The organism is Mycobacterium lentiflavum, assembly GCF_022374895.2.
Classification (GTDB): domain Bacteria; phylum Actinomycetota; class Actinomycetes; order Mycobacteriales; family Mycobacteriaceae; genus Mycobacterium; species Mycobacterium lentiflavum.
On record NZ_CP092423.2, the window covers coordinates 780,409 to 798,175 of the forward strand.

Sequence of the window (17,767 nt, forward strand, 5' to 3'; positions counted from 1 at the left end):
CGTGCTGTAAAGATGAAAGTGTGCGGCACAACGACGTCCTCCTGCGCAGCGATCCGCGCCGGGTCGCGCTATTGGCAGTGCACACCTCGCCGTTGGCTCAACCGGGTACCGGTGATGCCGGCGGGATGAACGTGTACGTGCTGCAAAGTGCGTTGCATCTGGCCCGGCGGGGCATCGAGGTGGAGATCTTCACCCGGGCCACCGCGTCCGCCGATCCGCCGGTCGTCGAGGTTGAGCCCGGAGTGCTGGTGCGCAACGTCGTGGCCGGGCCGTTCGAGGGCCTGGACAAATACGACCTGCCCACCCAGCTGTGCGCCTTCGCGGCCGGGGTACTGCGTGCCGAAGCCTCGCATGAGCCCGGTTACTACGACATCGTGCACTCGCACTACTGGCTGTCCGGACAGGTCGGCTGGCTGGCCCGCGACCGTTGGGCGGTGCCGCTGGTGCACACCGCGCACACCCTTGCCGCGGTTAAGAACGCCGCACTGGCGGCCGGCGACGCGCCCGAGCCGCCGCTGCGCACGGTGGGGGAGCAGCAGGTCGTCGACGAGGCGGACCGGCTGATCGTCAACACCGAAGACGAAGCGCGGCAACTGGTTTCGATCCATCACGCGGACCCCGAGCGGATCGACGTGGTCCATCCCGGCGTCGATCTGGAGGTGTTCCACCCGGGCGAACGCCGGGCGGCCCGTGCCGCGCTGGGTCTTGCGCTCGACGAACAGGTCGTGGCGTTCGTCGGACGAATCCAGCCGCTGAAGGCGCCCGACATCGTGCTGCGGGCGGCGGCCAAACTGCCGGGCGTGCGCATCGTGGTGGCCGGCGGGCCGTCGGGCAGTGGCCTGGCCAGCCCGGACGGACTGGTTCGCCTGGCCGATGAACTGGGCATCCGCGAGCGGGTGACGTTTCTGCCGCCGCAGTCCCGGCCGAACCTGGCGACCCTGTTCCAGGCCGCGAATCTTGTTGCAGTGCCCAGCTATTCGGAGTCTTTCGGCTTGGTCGCCGTCGAGGCGCAGGCGTGTGGCACGCCGGTGGTGGCGGCAGCGGTCGGCGGGCTGCCGGTCGCGGTGCGCGACGGTGTGACCGGCTCGCTGGTGCCCGGGCATGACGTCGACGACTGGGCCCACGCGCTCGACGAGCTGCTGTGCCTGGACGGCACGGCGCAGGGCGCGGCGATGAGCCGGGCCGCGGCTGCGCACGCGGCGACGTTCTCGTGGGAGAACACCACCGACGCGCTGCTGGCCAGCTATCGACGGGCCATCGGCGATTTCACCGCCGCGCGGCAGCGCCGGGTTCGCGACCGGGTAGCGGCGCGTAAACCGCGTCATTGGACGCCGCGCCGCGGGGTGGGCGCATGAGTCGCGCCGCCGACGATGCAGTGGGGGCACCTCCCGCTGGCGGGGGAGAGCGGGGCTCGTGACCAAAGCCGTGCAGCAGGTCATCGAGCGTGCGCTGGATGCTAGCGAGCTGACGTACTCGAAACACGAAGGCGCACATGGCGGTCTGAGTGGTCTGATCGTCGAGTTGCCCGGTGAGCGCAAGCTCAAGACCAACACCATCTTGAGCATCGGTGAACACTCGGTGCGCGTCGAGGCGTTCGTGTGCCGCAAGCCCGATGAGAACCATGAGGGCGTCTACCGCTTCCTGCTCAAGCGCAACCGCCGGCTCTACGGCGTGTCCTACACGTTGGACAACGTCGGCGACATCTACCTGGTCGGCCGGATGTCGCTGGCATCGGTGGACGCCGACGAAATCGACCGGGTGCTCGGCCAGGTGCTCGAAGCGGTGGATTCGGACTTTAATACGTTGCTGGAGTTGGGTTTTCGCTCGTCGATCCAGAAGGAATGGGATTGGCGGGTATCCCGGGGCGAATCGTTGAAGAATCTGGAGGCGTTCGCGCACCTGATCGACGAAGACGACGATGCAGAGCGCGAAGCGCGATGAGGTGGGGGCACCTCCCGCTTGCGGGGGAGAGTCGAGAATCGGGGCACGACGAAGACGATGGCGACCGCTCCGACTAGTTCGGCGAGCGCCACACCCTGCGTGAGAGACTGACCGGCATGGGTGACACTGCGACGCTGGTGCTGCTTCGTCACGGCGAAAGTGAATGGAACTCGCTGAACCTGTTTACGGGATGGGTCGACGTCGGACTGACCGAAAAGGGCCGGGCCGAAGCGGTTCGCAGCGGCGAGCTGCTGACCCAGCACGGCCTGCGGCCCGACGTGCTTTACACCTCGCTGCTGCGCCGCGCGATCACCACGGCGCACCTGGCGTTGGACGCCGCCGACCGGCTGTGGCTCCCGGTGCGACGCAGCTGGCGGCTCAACGAACGCCACTACGGGGCGCTGCAGGGCCTGGACAAGGCCGAGACCAAGGCCCGCTACGGCGACGAGCAGTTCATGGCCTGGCGGCGCAGCTACGACACCCCCCCGCCGCCGATCGAGAAGGGCAGCGAATTCAGCCAGGACGCCGACCCGCGCTACGCCGACATCGGCGGCGGTCCGCTCACCGAATGCCTGGCCGACGTGGTGGTGCGTTTCCTGCCGTACTGGACCGACGTGATCGTCCCGGATCTGCGCTTCGGCAAGACGGTGCTGATCGTCGCCCACGGCAACTCGCTGCGTGCCCTCGTCAAGCACCTCGACCGGATCTCCGACGACGAGATCTCCGAGCTGAACATTCCGACGGGCATTCCACTTCGCTACGACCTGGATGCCGATTTGCGTCCGGTGGTGCCCGGCGGCACTTACCTGGACCCGGAGGCAGCGGCCGCGGGCGCCGCGGCGGTAGCCAGCCAGGGTGCCCGGTAGGATTGACGCGCGGCTCAAGTTCCGTCGCTTTTGAGCGCCAAAAGCCCGTAGGCCAAATTCCGCATGAACTGCAGCCGAACACCTGTAGCGCAAGTTGTGACTTGTCCGATTTTGGCCTCGTTCCGCTAGGGCTGCGTTCACCAGATTTGTAGGATTTTGTTCGTGACTGTGTTCTCGGCGCTGTTGCTGGCCGGGGTCTTGTCCTTGCTGGCGCTGGCCGTCGGAGTGGCGGCCGGCACTCGGTTGTCCGCACGCGTGGTGCGACGGCGCCAGCGAGTGGCCACCGAGTCGACCGGCATCACCGTCGCGCAGATGCTGCAGCAAATCGTCACCCTGATGCCGCTGGGCGCCGCGGTCGTGGATTCGCATCGCGATGTCGTCTACCTCAACGAGCGGGCCAAGGAATTGGGGCTGGTGCGCGATCGGCAGCTCGACGACCAGGCTTGGCAGGCGGCGCAGCAGGCGCTGGGCGGCGAGGTCGTCGAATTCGACCTGCAGCCCGGCAAGCGCGGGGCGGCAGGTCGGTCCGGGATATCGGTGCACGGACAGGCGACGCTGCTCAGTGAGGAAGACCGCCGATTCGCGGTCGTCTTCGTTCACGACCAGTCCGACCACGCGCGCATGGAGGCCACCCGTCGCGACTTCGTGGCCAACGTCAGCCACGAGCTCAAGACTCCGGTCGGTGCTATGGCGCTGCTGGCCGAGGCACTGCTGGCGTCGGCGGACGACTCCGAAACCGTGCGCCGCTTCGCCGAGAAGGTGCTGATCGAGGCCAACCGGTTGGGCGACATGGTCGCCGAGCTCATCGAGCTGTCCCGGCTGCAGGGCGCCGAGCGATTGCCCAACGTCGTCGCTGTCGAGGTCGATACCGTTGTGGCAGAAGCGATTTCACGTCACAAGGTGGCTGCGGACAATGCCAAGATCGAGGTTCGCACCGACTCGCCCACCGGTTTGCGGGTGCTGGGGGATCAAACGCTGCTGGTGACCGCATTGGCCAATCTGGTCTCGAATGCGATCGCCTACTCGCCGCCGGGCTCGCCGGTGTCGATCAGCCGTCGCCGTCGTGGCGACAACATCGAAATCGCGGTTACCGACCGCGGGATCGGGATTGCGCTAGAAGACCAGGAGCGGGTCTTCGAGCGGTTTTTCCGGGGGGACAAGGCGCGTTCGCGAGCCACCGGCGGTAGTGGGCTGGGGCTGGCGATCGTCAAACACGTTGCGGCCAATCACGACGGCAGCATCGGCGTGTGGAGCAAGCCGGGAACTGGTTCGACGTTCACGTTGTCCATCCCGGCCTATCAAGACACCGATAGCGACGAGGAAACCGAGCAGCCCCGGGCTCGCGAAGCGCGACCCAGCAGATCCCAACGAGAGGAAGAACTAAGTCGATGACCAGTGTGCTGATCGTGGAGGACGAGGAGTCGCTTGCCGATCCACTGGCCTTCTTGCTGCGCAAGGAAGGCTTTGAAGCCACCGTGGTGACCGATGGGTCAGCGGCGCTGTCCGAGTTCGACCGTGCCGGCGCGGACATCGTGCTGCTTGATCTGATGCTGCCGGGCATGTCGGGCACCGACGTGTGCAAGCAGTTGCGCGCTCGCTCCAGCGTGCCGGTGATCATGGTGACGGCCCGCGACAGCGAGATCGACAAGGTGGTCGGCTTGGAGCTCGGCGCCGACGACTATGTGACCAAGCCCTATTCGGCGCGCGAGTTGATTGCCCGGATCCGGGCGGTGTTGCGCCGGGGCGGCGACGACGACTCCGAGATCAGTGACGGCGTATTGGAATCCGGTCCGGTCCGGATGGACGTCGAGCGGCACGTCGTTTCGGTCAACGGCGACACAATCACGTTGCCGCTCAAGGAGTTTGACCTGCTCGAGTACCTGATGCGCAACAGCGGCCGGGTACTGACCCGTGGACAGCTGATCGATCGGGTGTGGGGCGCGGACTACGTCGGCGACACCAAGACGCTCGACGTCCACGTCAAGCGGCTGCGGTCCAAGATCGAAGCCGACCCCGCCAACCCGGTGCATCTGGTGACGGTGCGCGGGCTGGGCTACAAGCTCGAAGGCTAGCTCGCAGCAGGCTCTCGTTGGCCCGCTTTCGTTGTCGCTCAGCATTTTTCGTTGAGTGTGCACTGAGGGCGGGGACTCCGAGCGATTTCTCGCCCAGCGCGCACGCTCAACGCCCTGGATGCGCACTGGGGCCCTAGGGGCTGTTGGAGTCGAACATCGTCGGCTCCTCGTCGGCCGCGGCTATCTCGATGCGCCGACGCATGTTCGCTGTCATCGGTGGGAGCTCGTCGAGATCGAACCACCTCGCCTCGGTGCTCTCGTCGTCGGCCGCATACGGCTCCCCGGATAGCCACTTCATCCGAAACACGTGATCCAGGTATTGCGCGTGATCGCCGTTGGCGTGCACCGTCGGCTGGCCGACATGGACCCAGGCGAGTCGGACGGCCCGCACCCGAACCCCGGCTTCTTCGAGCACTTCGCGCACAGCGCAATCCGCTGGATTCTCGCCCGGTTCCACGATTCCCGTCACCGCTGTCCAGGCGCCGTTGTCCGATCGCTTCACCAACAGAACTTTGTGGTCATGAATGGTGACGGCGGTAACACCGGGCAACCACAACGGCGCATGGCCAATCGCGCGACGCAACTCAACGATGAAGTCGGGAACCGGCACACACCTTCCTAACACAGGATCTCGACCTGGGCGCGAGTGTGTGCGCAGGGCGTGGATCGTCTCCTGGGCCGTCGAGATGCACGCCCGCTCAGCGCAAGCCGACCCGGCAACCCAGTGCACCTGGTGACGGTGCGCGGGCTGGGCGACAAGCTCGAAGGCTAGGCGCTCGCCTGCCGTATAGCTTCGGGTAGCGACGGCGGGACCCGCGTCGTGTCGGTCGATGGTGAAGCATTTACGTTGTCGCTCAATGATTTCGATTTGATTCGAGCGCTAGTCGTTCGTTTGTCGTATCGCAACGATCTCAAACATGTTGTGGCACAGAGGTCGATCGCACGATGTTGGGCCATGGCGGCTGAGCTTGCTGGAGTCGGCTCTGCACTGCGGCAGTGCCGTGCGCGGACCCACGCGGCAGTGGTGTGCCCGAGGTGCGCGCACCTAATGCCGCCGAAAGAATCGAAGCTCGGTGTTTAGCTTTTGGTAACGGTAAAATCAACGGCCCGACACCAGAATTAAGCCAGAAGAAATGTGGCTTAAAAATGCGTTAAACGGCGACAAACTCGCTGCCGACCGCTGGCGATCGTCCCCGAAATGACAGTGCCGCCGAGCATTTCACGGGTCCACCCCATGGTTACCGCGGAGCTTAAGCATGCTTTCACTAGGCGTTCACGTGTGCCGCGTTAATGTACTCGTGTCGAAAATCGCCGCGCTTAACTCGAAAAGAGGCAAGCCATGGACTTTGCGCTGATGCCTCCGGAGATCAATTCCGGTCTCATGTACAGCGGCCCCGGGTCGGGACCAATGCTGGCGGCAGCGGCGGGCTGGGACGCGGTGGCCGTCGAGTTGGAGTCGACCGCGAGCGGCTGCGCGTCGGAGGTCTCGGCGCTGACCGGCCAAGCGTGGTTGGGCCCATCGTCGATGATGATGAGCGACGCGGCCACGTCCTATGTGGACTGGTTGTCTGCTGCCGCCGCTCAGGCCGGGGAAACCGCAGCGCAGGCCTACGCGGCAGCGGCGGTCTACGACGAGGCGTTCGCGATGACGGTGCCCCCGCAGCTCGTCGCGGCCAACCGGCTGCAGTTGATGGTGTTGGTCGCGACCAATTTTTTGGGGCAGAACACCCCGGCGATCGCGGCCTGCGAAGCCCAGTACGCCGAGATGTGGGTTCAGGACGCCACCGCGATGTACAGCTACGCCAGTGCTTCTGAGTCCGCGAGCGCGCTGAAACCGTTCGACGAGCCGCCGCAAACCACCAATCCGGCCGGGGCGGCTGACCAGGCCAGCGCGGCCGCTCAGGCCGCCGGCAATTCCATCGCTGTTGAAACCCAAGCGGAGCTCAACAAGGTTCTCAGTTCGGCGGTCAGCGCCAATATCCAGGTTGTCAATGCCAGCGGCAGCACTATCACTGCAACTGTTCCCACCGGCGGCACGGTCAGCCTCGGCCCCGGCGCCAGCCTCGCCGTCAGCCCCGGCAGCACGCTGAGCATCGGCCAAGGCGGCTCACTGGCCATCGGTCAGGCCAGCTCCGTCACCCTCGGACAGAGCAGCGCCCTCACCATCGGTCAGGCCAGCTCCGTCACCGTCGGCCAGGGGAGCTCGGTGGGGGCCCTCAGCATCGGCCAAGGTGGCTCATTGACCGTCGGTAGCGCCGGCCCCAACGCCTCCGCCTTGCTCGCCTCCAGCTCAGTCACCGGTTCTGGCCCAGTCACGGTCGGCACCGGCCCGGGCTCCGTCACCATCGGATCCGGCTCCGTCTCCGTCGGCTCCGGCTCCGTCCAGGTCGCGTCCGGCGGCTCCCTCAGCGTCGGCTCGGACGCCACCGTGTCGGGCTCCACCGCCACCGCGGCGGCCCCTGGCTCCGTCTCCGTGGGCTCGGGCTCCATCTCCGTCGGCCCCGGCAGCTCGGTCGCCGTGGCCCACGGTGGCTCCGTCTCCGTCACCTCGGGGTCGGTGAGCGTCGGCTCCGTCGCCCCCGACGGCACGATGGCCTCCAGCTCGTTCACTGTCGGCCCCGGCTCCGCCGTCTCCGTCGGGGATTCGGCGCACTTCTCGGTCGGTGCCGGGCTGTCATTCGGCACTGGCCCCGGCGCCTCCGTTGACCTGAGCTACAGCAGCGTCACCATTGCCCCGCAGGGAAGCCTCGACGCCGTGGGCAACCTGAGCGCCCTGAAGAGCAGCCTCGCCGTGGGCACGCATGCGCACCTCGCGGTCGCCCCTAAAAGCGCAATGGCTCTCAAGGCCAGCGCCCTCGCCGTCCCCCATGACGTCACACTCGCAGTCGGAAATGCCACTGCCCAAGGCAGTTTGGTCATCGACAACGGCGTCGCCGTCAGCCAGACCGGTATTACCACGGTGCTCGCCGACGGCACCGTCGTCGCGGGCGTCGACCCCAGCCTCGGCGTGTCCTCCGCTGGCTCGGCCGGCGCGGCGTCGGCACCGACTCTCGGTTCGCTCAGCAGTGTGTCGAGTGCGACAAGCCTGTCCGGAAACGCAGGCCTGTCGGGCCTCTCGGGAATCCAACCTGACGTCGGTATCAATGGGGCGTTGGACGTACTCGGCAGTGTTGAGTAGCGGCTGGCGCCGCGGCCAACGCGGCTGCTAGCGCAAACCGACCTCGGCATGCCCCAGCACCGACCAGGTGTGGTCGACGACTCGGTTGCGGCCCTCGCGGTGACTGATCTCGATGCGAACGTCGGCCTGCTCGCTGTTGGTGCATACCGCGGTGGACCCGTCGGGATCGGTGTATTGCAGGCTCACACAACGTTCCTCGGGCTGGTCGACCCGGATGGACACCTCGCGGTTCCCGATGCGTCCCTGGAGATGCCAATGCTCCAGCCCGAGCGTGGTCCGCATCCGAAGCGACGGCAAAGGGCTTGCGGGCCAATCTTTTCCGTCGATGCGGAAGCGAATGAAGGCCATCGGCGCGAGCCGCCGCAGCCCGGGCCGTTGCGACACCGCGGTGACCACTTCCAGGACGTCACCACCGCCGAGGTCGGCGTGGATCCATCCCCAGCGCTTGGCGTTGCCGTGCCCGTAGATATGGGCGACGGCGCCGCGCCAGCCGCCGACGTGATGGGTGGCCGCGTCGATGTTCAGCACTCCGGAGAAATCGGCGGTGGGTGCTACCACCACCTGGGCGGCGGGCAGCAGCTCGTGCTCCCAAGCCACGCGAGGAAACGTCCACAACGGCCTGCTGGTGTCGGTCCACGACAGCTCCCACCCGAAGGATCCTGCCCGACCGGTCAGTCCTTCGGGTCCCACGCGTACGCCACCGGCGTCGAACCAGACCGCGCCGGTCGCGGGTTGGGCCGGCTCGGGGCCGAACCGCTCGGTCCGCGGCGGGCTGTCGGGCGCAAACCAGGTCGCCCAGCCGTGCGCGTAGGGGGCGCCGCCCTGAGTGGGGGCGACCGTCTCGCCGTGAATCCACAGCCCGGCGCGCGTCAGCGGATCGGACAGGGTGGCGTACCAGACCTCGAGCCGACCGGCCTCGCCTCGCCAGCATGGGGCGGCCGCCGACCGCGTCTCTTCGTCCACTGCTACCCCTAAGGGCTACTCCGCGATTCGGGTCGCCGGGTGGATGGCGATGAGCCCTAATTGGCTGCGGCGCTTGCACATTGCCGCCAATTCGGCGTAGGCCTTGGAACCGAGGAGCTCGGTGAGTTCGTCGGCCAGGCTTTCCCATACCTGCTTGGCGCCGACGTGTGCAGCCGGATCGCCGGTGCAGTACCAGTGCAGGTCGGCGCCGCCGGAGCCCCAGCCGCGGCGATCATATTCGGTGATCCAGGTCTTGAGGATCTCCGTGCCGTCGGGCCGGGTCACCCATTCCTGGCTGCGCCGGATCGGCAACTGCCAGCAAACCTCGGGTTTCATCGTCAGCGGTGCCACGCCCAGCTTGAGTGCCTTGCTGTGCAGCGCACAGCCGACGCCGCCGGGAAAGCCGGGCCGGTTCAAGAAAATGCACGCGCCTTTATATTTGCGGGTGCGGTGTTGGGGTTGGCCGTCATGTTCGTCGAGCTCGAGATAACCCTTGCGGCCCAAACCTTTTTCGCGGAATTGCCAATCGGCCGCGGTGAGTTGCTTGACCGCATCGTCCAGGCCGGCGCGGTCGTCGTCGTCGGACAGAAACGCGCCGTGCGAGCAACACCCGTCATCCGGTCGGCCCGCCACCGTGCCGCGGCAGGCCGGGGTGCCGAACACGCACGTCCAGCGCGACAGCAACCACGTCAGGTCGGCCGCGATCAAGTGTTCCGGATTGTCCGGATCGAAGAATTCCACCCATTCACGGGCAAAATCCAATTCGACTTCTTGCCCGGGCTCGGGGTGTGAATTCGCCACGGATGCAACGTTAGACCAAAATTCATGTCCGTCGACTCGCGGACACTCGCGCCCGCTGGAGCGCGGATCAGCCGATCTTGAATTGCTTCCAAGTCGCGTAGGCCGATATCGGATTGTTGTGCTCGTCAGCGGGGCGCAACCCAAAGCGCATCGTCGTCCCGCTAGTTTGTTTTCGTGCGATTAGGCGTGCTCGACGTGGGTAGCAATACGGTCCATCTGCTGGTGGTCGATGCCCACCGCGGTGGGCACCCCACCCCGATGAGTTCGACGAAGGCCACCTTGCGCTTGGCCGAGGCCACCGACAGTTCGGGAAAGATCACCAAGCGCGGGGCCGAAAAATTGATCTCCACGATCGATGAGTTCGCCAAGATCGCCATCAGCTCCGGCTGCGCGGAGCTGATGGCCTTCGCCACCTCCGCGGTCCGCGACGCCGAGAATTCCGACGACGTGCTGTCCCGGGTGCGCAAAGAGACCGGTGTCGAGTTGCAAGTGCTGACCGGGGTGGACGAGTCGCGGCTGACCTTCCTGGCGGTGCGCCGCTGGTACGGGTGGAGCGCCGGGCGGATCATCAACCTCGATATCGGCGGCGGCTCGCTGGAGCTGTCCAGCGGCGTTGACGAAGAGCCCGAAGTCGCCTTGTCGATGCCGCTGGGTGCCGGCCGGCTGACCCGCGAGTGGCTGCCCGACGATCCGCCCGGACGGCGCCGGGTGGCGATGTTGCGCGATTGGCTGGACGCAGAGCTGGCCGACGCCAGCGTCGCCGTGCTCGAAGCTGGCGGCCCGGACCTCGCGGTGGCAACGTCGAAGACGTTCCGGTCGCTGGCCCGGCTCACCGGCGCGGCGCCGTCGGCCGCCGGACCACGTGTCAAGCGGACGCTGACGGCCAACGGCCTCAGGCAACTCATATCTTTCATATCTAGGATGACCACCGCTGACAGGGCGGAATTGGAAGGAGTCAGCGCCGAGCGGGCGCCGCAGATCGTGGCGGGCGCTTTGGTGGCGGAGGCGAGTATGCGAGCGCTCTCGATAGAAACAGTGGATATCTGCCCGTGGGCGTTACGGGAAGGTCTCATCTTGCGCAAGCTCGACAGCGAAGCCGACGGAACGGCCCTCGTCGAGACGCCGGTGCGTAATGCTGGAGGTCAGGCAGTAGATCGGAACACCCACCGATCGAGAGGCGACAAACCATGACCGGACCACACTCAGAGACCGAAAGCCCCGGTACCCGGCCCATCTCGGTGGCCGAACTGCTGGCCAGGAACGGAACCATCGGCGCCCCGGCGGTCACCCGACGCCGGCGCCGCCGGCGCGGCGACAGCGACACGGTCACCGTCGCCGAGCTGACCGGCGAGATTCCCGTCATCCGTGACGACGACGAGCACGGCGAGACAACACCCGAGGCCAATGGGGCCGTCGAGGTCGCCCAACCCGAGGCCGAGGTCGAAGCGGCGCCCGAACCCGGCTCGCAAGCCGTCGTCGCCGAACCGGTCACCGAGGACGGGCCCAAGCCGGTGGCCAGGCCCGAGCCGGTCACGGAGGACCGGCCTAAGCCGGTGGCCAGGCCCGAGCCGGCGGCCAGGCCCGAGCCGGCGGCCAGGCCCGAGCCCCGGTGGCCCAAGTCGCCGCCGCAGCCGCCGCGGGTAGGGCCCGAGCGCAGTGCCTACCCCCGGCCGCGGCGTCCGGATACATCAGAAGCCGAGCCGCGGACGAAGCCCGCCGGTAAGCCCCAGGCACCCTCCGGAGCCGAGGACATGAGCCCGGATCCGATCGAGCATTACGCCGACATCCCGGTGGACGTCATGGACTCCGAGGTGCGCGAAGCCGAACCCGCGACCAAGGATTCCGCCTACGTGCGCTCCTACCTGCAGGCGTCAGATTCGACGCTGTTCGGCGGCCAGACCCTCGCCGACGAAGTGGCCCGGCGGCGCAGCGACGAGCGAGAGAGCGCCGACGCGGACTCGCTGACCTCGGAAGAGGCGCCCGCCCAAGACGGCGTCGATGCGCCGGCCCGCGCGGACAAGACCAGGGACGTCCACCCGGCGCCCGGCAAACTCGAGGCCCTCTGGCGCGGCAGCTTGATCGTGTTGCAGTCGATGCTGGCCGTCGCATTCGGCGCCGGGCTCTTCATCGCGTTCGACCAACTGTGGCGATGGAATAGCCTGGTGGCCCTGGTGCTGTCGGTGCTGGTCATCCTCGGTCTGGTGGCCGGAGTGCGGGTGGTGCGCAAAACCGAGGACATCGCGAGCACGCTGATCGCGGTGGCCGTCGGCGCGCTGATCACCCTGGGACCGCTGGCGCTCTCGATGCAGTCCGGCTGAGCGGTTACCCGCAACAGTGCGTCCAGCAATCAAGGTCGGCCTGTCCACGGCCTCGGTCTACCCGTTGAGGGCCGAGGCGGCATTCGAGTACGCGGCCAGGCTCGGCTACGACGGCGTCGAGTTGATGGTGTGGAGCGAAACGGTCAGCCAGGACATCGCCGCCGTCAAGAAGCTGTCGCAGCGCTATCAGGTGCCGGTGCTGTCGGTACACGCGCCCTGCCTGCTGATCTCCCAGCGGGTGTGGGGCTCCAATCCGATTCCCAAGCTGGAACGCAGCGTGCGGGCGGCCGAGGAGCTCGGCGCCCAAACCGTCGTCGTGCACCCGCCGTTCCGCTGGCAGCGGCGCTACGCGGAAGGATTCAGCGAACAGGTGACGGCCCTGGAAGCGTCCAGCGACGTGATGGTCGCGGTGGAGAACATGTTCCCGTTCCGGGCCGACCGCTTCTTCGGGACCGACCAGTCGCGGGAACGGATGCGCCGGCGCGGCGGTGGGCCGGGACCGGCGATTTCGGCGTTCTCGCCGTCGTACGACCCGCTGGACGGCAACCACGCGCACTACACGCTGGACCTGTCGCATACCTCGACCGCCGGCACCGACGCGCTGGAAATGACCGAGCGGATGGGCGCCGGGCTGGTGCATCTGCATCTGTGCGACGGCAGCGGCCTGCCCGCCGACGAGCATCTGGTGCCCGGGCGCGGCACCCAACCCACCGCCGAGGTGTGCCAGCTGCTGGCAGCCGGCCATTTCGCCGGCCACGCCATCCTCGAGGTGTCCACTTCCAGCGCCCGCTCGGCCAGCGAGCGCGAAGCCATGCTCGCCGAATCGCTGCAGTTCGCCCGCACGCATCTGATGCGCTGACCGCGCCTTGACCCCCCAGGAGACCATGACCGCGCTATTCACCACCGCAATGACGCTGCGGGAGGTCAATCCGGGTGTATTCGAGGGAGAACTCAACAAGCACTGGACCATCGGTCCCAAGGTGCACGGCGGCGCGATGCTGGCACTGTGTGCCAACGCCGCGCGGCACGCCTGCGCCGAGGCCGGGCACGAACCGGTGGCGGTGTCGGCGAGCTTCCTGTGGGCACCCGATCCGGGGCCGATGCGGCTGATCACCTCGATCCGCAAGCGCGGCCGGCGGATCAGCGTCGTCGACGTCGAACTCACGCAGGGCGATCGCACCGCCGTCCACGCGGTGGTCAACCTGGGTGAGCCGGAGCACTTCGAACCCGGCGGCGAGACCGCGCCGCTGCTGTCGGCGAACCCGGTCCTGGACCTGATGGCGCCCGAACCGCCCGACGACATCGAACCGATCGGGCCCGGCCACCCGCTGGCCGGCCTGGTGCATCTGGGCGAGGGCTGCGATGTGCGGCCGCTGCTGTCGACGCTGGCGCCCAGTACCGACGGCCGGCCCCCGATGCTGCAGATGTGGGCGCGGCCGCGCGGCGTCGCTCCTGACGGCCTCTTCGCGCTGATGTGCGGCGATCTGTCCGCGCCGGTGACGTTCGCCGTGGAGCGCACCGGCTGGGCGCCTACGATCCAGCTGACCGCCTTCCTGCGCGCCCTGCCGGCCGATGGCTGGCTGCGCGTGATCTGTACCTGCCTGGAGATCGGCCACGACTGGTTCGACGAAGACCACATCGTCGTCGACAGCTTGGGCCGACTCGTCGTGCAGTCGCGGCAATTGGCACTGGTGCCTGCGCCCCGGTAGCCAGCAGACGCCACGCTGTCTGCGATGCTTTCTCCCGTGGCGAGAATCGCGATCATCGGTGGTGGCAGCATGGGCGAGGCCCTGCTGTCGGGTCTGCTTCGGTCCGGGCGGAAGGTCAAGGACCTGGTGGTGGCCGAACGTGTCCCGGAACGCGCCAAGTATCTGGCCGACACGTATTCGGTGCTGGTGACGTCGTCGGTGGGCGATGCGGTGAGTGGCGCGACGTTCATCGTCGTCGCGGTGAAGCCCGCCGACGTCGAGTCGCTGATGGAGAAGCTGACCAAGGCCGCTTCCGCCGTCGAGGGGGACGGCGCCGAGCAGGTTTTCGTCACCGTCGCGGCGGGAATCACGCTCGCCTCCTTCGAGTCCAAGTTGCCTGCCGGGACGCCGGTGATCCGGGCGATGCCGAACGCGGCGGCAGTGGTGGGTGCGGGGGTGACCGCGCTGGCCAAGGGCCGTTTCGTCACCGCGCCGCAGCTCGAGGAGGTGACGGCGCTGTTCGACGCTGTCGGCGGCGTGCTGACCGTGCCCGAATCCCAAATGGATGCGGTAACCGCACTGTCGGGCTCCGGACCCGCGTATTTCTTTCTGATGGTCGAGGCACTGGTGGACGCCGGCGTCGCGGCGGGTCTGAGCCGGGGCGTGGCGACAGACCTGACGGCACAGACCATGGCCGGATCGGCGGCGCTGCTGCTGGAACGACTGGATCAGCAGCCGGGGCCGGCCGACAGCGAGGCAATGGGCAAGCAGTCGGACGCCACCGCGGCGCAACTGCGAGCCATGGTGACCTCGCCTGGCGGTACCACCGCCGCTGCGCTGCGCGAACTCGAAAGAGGGGGCCTGCGCTCAGCCGTCGACGCGGCCGTTCAGGCCGCAAAAACGCGCTCTGAGCAGCTAAGAATTACATCGGAATAATTTAAAGATTTCAAAATGATTGTCCCCCACCAGTACCAGTAACCCCACTAGTCCCGCTATTCTCCTTTCTGTATGCCCGTGTGGGTGCCGGCGGAGGGGAAGCCGCTGGCGTTGCGCGGGCCTGACACGATTGGGTTGCGATGACGTCTACGAACGGGCCATCGGCGCGAGATTCCGCAGGTAAGCCGCGGGACACAGCTTCGGCCGATAGCCAGGCAAGGACACAATTTCTCACCGTCGCCGAGGTGGCCGCCCTGATGCGGGTCTCCAAGATGACGGTTTACCGCTTGGTGCACAACGGAGAGCTGCCGGCGGTGCGAGTTGGCCGGTCCTTCCGCGTGCACGCCAAGGCGGTGCACGACATGTTGGAGACGTCCTACTTCGACGCCGGCTGAGCCGGACCCCGCCGCGTGACGCCGGCGGACGGATCGGGACCGACGCGTGGGGCGCGGCCACTCAAGCGGCCGCGCGACCGGCGGTTTGGTGTTCGGTGCGGCCCGCCGGGTAAAGTGACCCCGGAAGTTTTCAAGTCCTTTAGCAGTCCTTAAGAAGCGGTCACAGGTCAGATAGCGGAGTTCATGGGTTCAGTAATTAAGAAGCGGCGCAAGCGTATGTCGAAGAAAAAGCACCGCAAGCTGCTGCGCCGCACGCGAGTGCAGCGCAGAAAACTCGGCAAGTAAGCCCCGCTTCGCCACACTCATGTACTCGCCGACCACTGCGCGGCCGTAGCGCCGCGGATCAGCTCGGCCGTTAGGCTGTTCGGGTGGATTCGTCGAGCGGGGGCGGTGCCGGAACCGGCGACAACGCGGATAACAACGTGCACTACCCGAAGGTGGTGCTGGTGACCGGTGCATGCCGGTTTCTTGGCGGCTACCTGATTGCCCGGCTGGCGCAGAACCCGCTGATCCAAGGAGTCATCGCGGTGGACGCGATTGCCCCGAGCAAGGACATGCTGCGCCGGATGGGACGGGCTGAGTTCGTCCGCGCCGACATTCGTAACCCCTTCATAGCCAAGGTAATTCGCAACGGCGACGTCGACACGGTGGTACACGCCGCCGCGGCGTCATACGCGCCACGCTCCGGCGGTACGGCGGCGCTGAAGGAACTGAACGTGATGGGCGCGATGCAACTCTTCGCGGCCTGCCAGAAAGCGCCGTCGGTCCGACGTGTCGTGCTGAAGTCAACCTCCGAGGTATACGGGTCGAGCCCGCACGACCCGGTGATGTTCACCGAGGACAGCAGTAGCCGTCGTCCGCTGCGCAATGGTTTCGCCAAGGACTCCCTAGATATCGAGGGATACGCGCGCGGACTGGGCCGGCGTCGCCCCGATATCGCGGTGACGATTCTGCGGCTGGCCAACATGATTGGCCCCGCGATGGACACCACGCTGTCGCGGTATCTGGCGGGCCCGGTGGTCCCGACCATGTTCGGGCGCGACGCGCGATTGCAATTGCTACACGAGCAAGACGCGTTGGGCGCACTGGAGCGGGCAGCGATGGCCGGCAAGGCCGGCACCTTCAACATCGGCGCCGACGGCATCATCATGCTGTCGCAGGCGATCCGTCGAGCGGGCCGGATTCCGTTACCGGTACCGGGTTTCGGTGTGTGGGCGCTCGATTCGCTGAGACGAGCTAACCGCTACACGGAGATCAATCGTGAACAATTCAATTACTTGAGTTATGGCCGAGTCATGGACACCTCGAGGATGCGTAGCGAGCTCGGCTACCAGCCGAAATGGTCGACTGCGGAGGCGTTTGACGACTACGTCCGTGGTCGTGGCCTGACTCCCATAATCGACCCACATCGGGTACGCTCCATGGAGGGTCGCGCCATAGCCTTAGCGCAGCGCTGGGGAAGCCGAAATCCAATTCCATGGGGTGGGGTCAGGTAGATATCGTGGCGGGTGAAACCAGAGCGAATGTCATTCCCCTGCATAGCAATAGGAGTCGCGTCGCAGCTCGCCGGAGAGCCGAAGCCTCGCGTCAACATCCTTCCCTGATGTCCGATCCGCACGGCCCGGCATCGGCCGAACAGATCGCCGCGGTGGTCCGCGAGATCGACGAGCACCGTCGCGTCGGCGGGGGGACTTCGTCAACTGAGGCCCCGCTCAACGAGTTTGCGCAACAAGTCGCCGCGGTTGCCGGATTTCTCCGGCAGCGGCTGACGGGTGATTACAGCGTCGACGAATTCGGGTTCGATCCGCACTTCAACAACGCGATCGTTCGGCCTTTGCTGAGGTTCTTTTTCAAGAACTGGTTCCGCTGCGAGGTCAGCGGTATCGAGAACCTGCCGACCGAAGGTCCGGCGTTGTTGGTCGCCAATCACGCCGGGGTGTTGCCGTTCGACGGACTGATGTTGTCGGTGGCCGTACACGACGAGCATCCGGCGCGGCGGGACATGCGGCTGCTGGCCGCCGACATGGTGTTCGACCTACCTCTGGTTGGCGAAGCCGCCCGCAAGGCGGGTCACACGATGGCCTGCACGACGGACGCGCACCGGCTGCTGGCCGCGGGCGAACTCACCGCGGTGTTCCCGGAGGGCTACAAGGGCCTAGGCAAGCGCTTCGAGGACCGTTATCGGCTGCAGAGGTTCGGTCGCGGTGGCTTCGTGACGGCAGCGCTGCGTACCAAGGCGCCGATCATTCCGTGCTCGATCATCGGCTCCGAAGAGATCTACCCGATGCTGACCGACGTTAAGCTGCTGGCGCGCCTGTTCGGCCTGCCCTACTTCCCGCTCACCCCACTGTTCCCGTTGGCCGGTCCGGCCGGCCTGGTGCCGCTGCCGTCGAAGTGGCGCATCGCGTTCGGTGAGCCGATCTACACCAACGACTACGCCGCGTCCGACGCCGAGGACCCGATGGTCACCTTCGAGCTGACCGACCAGGTGCGCGAGACGATCCAGCAGACGCTGTACCGGCTGCTGGCCGGGCGTCGCAACGTCTTTCTCGGTTAGCGCCGAACGTCGACTTCTTGGGCGCCTCGACCACATCTACGCGCAGAAACGA

17 protein-coding genes and 1 pseudogene are annotated in these 17,767 nt (G+C 66.8%); 15 read left to right on the forward strand and 3 right to left on the reverse strand.

What is annotated here, in order from left to right; all coding sequences use genetic code 11:
• Positions 1–20: 20 nt before the first annotated feature.
• The 5 genes and pseudogenes from mshA to regX all read left to right on the forward strand — a co-directional run bounded on the left by mshA (position 21) and on the right by regX (position 4,879).
• The gene (gene mshA / locus MJO58_RS03795; RefSeq protein ID WP_239722060.1) at positions 21–1,355 is read left to right on the forward strand and encodes a D-inositol-3-phosphate glycosyltransferase; all 1,335 of its coding nucleotides are present in this window, start codon (positions 21–23) and stop codon (positions 1,353–1,355) included.
• Between the two features lie 58 nt (positions 1,356–1,413).
• Positions 1,414–1,942, forward strand: a pseudogene (locus tag MJO58_RS03800) (type III secretion system chaperone family protein); the annotation flags it as partial.
• Positions 1,943–2,057: 115 nt separating this feature from the next.
• Entirely contained in the window at positions 2,058–2,807 is a 750-nt protein-coding gene (locus MJO58_RS03805; RefSeq protein ID WP_090599788.1) for a phosphoglyceromutase, read from the forward strand.
• 162 nt (positions 2,808–2,969) lie between these two features.
• Complete coding sequence (locus MJO58_RS03810) at positions 2,970–4,199, forward strand: sensor histidine kinase (RefSeq protein ID WP_090599792.1); 1,230 nt, start codon at positions 2,970–2,972, stop codon at positions 4,197–4,199.
• The gene (gene regX, locus MJO58_RS03815) at positions 4,196–4,879 is read left to right on the forward strand and encodes a two-component sensory transduction protein RegX (protein WP_090599796.1); all 684 of its coding nucleotides are present in this window, start codon (positions 4,196–4,198) and stop codon (positions 4,877–4,879) included. Before MJO58_RS03810 ends, regX begins: the two co-directional genes overlap by 4 nt.
• Before the next feature lie 133 nt (positions 4,880–5,012).
• Here the strand turns inward: regX and MJO58_RS03820 are convergent, their stop codons facing one another.
• Complete coding sequence (locus MJO58_RS03820; RefSeq protein ID WP_090599799.1) at positions 5,013–5,489, reverse strand: NUDIX hydrolase; 477 nt, start codon at positions 5,487–5,489, stop codon at positions 5,013–5,015.
• Between the two features lie 729 nt (positions 5,490–6,218).
• Between MJO58_RS03820 and MJO58_RS03825 the strand changes: the two genes are divergently transcribed.
• Positions 6,219–8,057 carry a PPE family protein gene (locus tag MJO58_RS03825; protein WP_239722061.1) on the forward strand — a complete coding sequence of 613 codons (1,839 nt, stop codon included), beginning with the start codon at positions 6,219–6,221 and terminating at the stop codon, positions 8,055–8,057.
• Between the two features lie 27 nt (positions 8,058–8,084).
• Here MJO58_RS03825 and MJO58_RS03830 read toward each other — a convergent pair whose 3' ends face one another.
• Together MJO58_RS03830 and MJO58_RS03835 are read right to left on the reverse strand one after the other, a co-directional pair.
• Positions 8,085–9,020: a tocopherol cyclase family protein gene (locus tag MJO58_RS03830; protein ID WP_239722062.1), complete on the reverse strand. Its 936-nt coding sequence runs from the start codon at positions 9,018–9,020 to the stop codon at positions 8,085–8,087.
• Between the two features lie 15 nt (positions 9,021–9,035).
• Positions 9,036–9,821: a DUF3109 family protein gene (locus MJO58_RS03835; RefSeq protein ID WP_090599810.1), complete on the reverse strand. Its 786-nt coding sequence runs from the start codon at positions 9,819–9,821 to the stop codon at positions 9,036–9,038.
• A 174-nt stretch (positions 9,822–9,995) separates the two neighbouring features.
• Between MJO58_RS03835 and MJO58_RS03840 the strand changes: the two genes are divergently transcribed.
• The 9 genes from MJO58_RS03840 (at position 9,996) to MJO58_RS03880 (ending at position 17,715) form a co-directional block, all read left to right on the forward strand.
• Positions 9,996–11,012 (forward strand): Ppx/GppA family phosphatase, encoded by a 1,017-nt coding sequence (locus MJO58_RS03840; protein ID WP_175364344.1) that lies wholly within the window; start codon positions 9,996–9,998, stop codon positions 11,010–11,012.
• The gene (locus MJO58_RS03845) at positions 11,009–12,139 is read left to right on the forward strand and encodes an Rv0497 family membrane protein (RefSeq protein ID WP_239722063.1); all 1,131 of its coding nucleotides are present in this window, start codon (positions 11,009–11,011) and stop codon (positions 12,137–12,139) included. Before MJO58_RS03840 ends, MJO58_RS03845 begins: the two co-directional genes overlap by 4 nt.
• Before the next feature lie 16 nt (positions 12,140–12,155).
• Positions 12,156–12,998 carry a sugar phosphate isomerase/epimerase family protein gene (locus tag MJO58_RS03850; RefSeq protein WP_239722064.1) on the forward strand — a complete coding sequence of 281 codons (843 nt, stop codon included), beginning with the start codon at positions 12,156–12,158 and terminating at the stop codon, positions 12,996–12,998.
• A gap of 25 nt (positions 12,999–13,023) precedes the next feature.
• Positions 13,024–13,848, forward strand: coding sequence for a thioesterase family protein (locus tag MJO58_RS03855; RefSeq protein WP_239722065.1), 825 nt, complete (start codon positions 13,024–13,026; stop codon positions 13,846–13,848).
• Between the two features lie 36 nt (positions 13,849–13,884).
• Positions 13,885–14,763: a pyrroline-5-carboxylate reductase gene (proC, locus tag MJO58_RS03860; RefSeq protein ID WP_239723154.1), complete on the forward strand. Its 879-nt coding sequence runs from the start codon at positions 13,885–13,887 to the stop codon at positions 14,761–14,763.
• A gap of 140 nt (positions 14,764–14,903) precedes the next feature.
• Entirely contained in the window at positions 14,904–15,158 is a 255-nt protein-coding gene (locus MJO58_RS03865; RefSeq protein ID WP_036466538.1) for a cell division/environmental response transcriptional regulator, read from the forward strand.
• 183 nt (positions 15,159–15,341) lie between these two features.
• Positions 15,342–15,443 carry a 30S ribosomal protein bS22 gene (locus tag MJO58_RS03870; RefSeq protein WP_003402602.1) on the forward strand — a complete coding sequence of 34 codons (102 nt, stop codon included), beginning with the start codon at positions 15,342–15,344 and terminating at the stop codon, positions 15,441–15,443.
• Between the two features lie 83 nt (positions 15,444–15,526).
• Positions 15,527–16,654 carry an SDR family oxidoreductase gene (locus tag MJO58_RS03875; RefSeq protein ID WP_239722066.1) on the forward strand — a complete coding sequence of 376 codons (1,128 nt, stop codon included), beginning with the start codon at positions 15,527–15,529 and terminating at the stop codon, positions 16,652–16,654.
• Positions 16,636–17,715 (forward strand): lysophospholipid acyltransferase family protein, encoded by a 1,080-nt coding sequence (locus MJO58_RS03880; RefSeq protein WP_090599830.1) that lies wholly within the window; start codon positions 16,636–16,638, stop codon positions 17,713–17,715. Before MJO58_RS03875 ends, MJO58_RS03880 begins: the two co-directional genes overlap by 19 nt.
• Positions 17,716–17,767: the final 52 nt, after the last annotated feature.

Excerpts from the sequence above, each read along its gene's own strand:
- MJO58_RS03805 (WP_090599788.1), top strand. The coding sequence starts at position 2,058 with ATGGGTGACACTGCGACGCTGGTGCTGCTTCGTCACGGCGAAAGTGAA.
- regX (WP_090599796.1), top strand. The coding sequence starts at position 4,196 with ATGACCAGTGTGCTGATCGTGGAGGACGAGGAGTCGCTTGCCGATCCA.
- MJO58_RS03825 (WP_239722061.1), top strand. The coding sequence starts at position 6,219 with ATGGACTTTGCGCTGATGCCTCCGGAGATCAATTCCGGTCTCATGTAC.
- MJO58_RS03845 (WP_239722063.1), top strand. The coding sequence starts at position 11,009 with ATGACCGGACCACACTCAGAGACCGAAAGCCCCGGTACCCGGCCCATC.
- MJO58_RS03855 (WP_239722065.1), top strand. The coding sequence starts at position 13,024 with ATGACCGCGCTATTCACCACCGCAATGACGCTGCGGGAGGTCAATCCG.
- MJO58_RS03865 (WP_036466538.1), top strand. The coding sequence starts at position 14,904 with ATGACGTCTACGAACGGGCCATCGGCGCGAGATTCCGCAGGTAAGCCG.
- MJO58_RS03870 (WP_003402602.1), top strand. The coding sequence starts at position 15,342 with ATGGGTTCAGTAATTAAGAAGCGGCGCAAGCGTATGTCGAAGAAAAAG.
- MJO58_RS03880 (WP_090599830.1), top strand. The coding sequence starts at position 16,636 with ATGGGGTGGGGTCAGGTAGATATCGTGGCGGGTGAAACCAGAGCGAAT.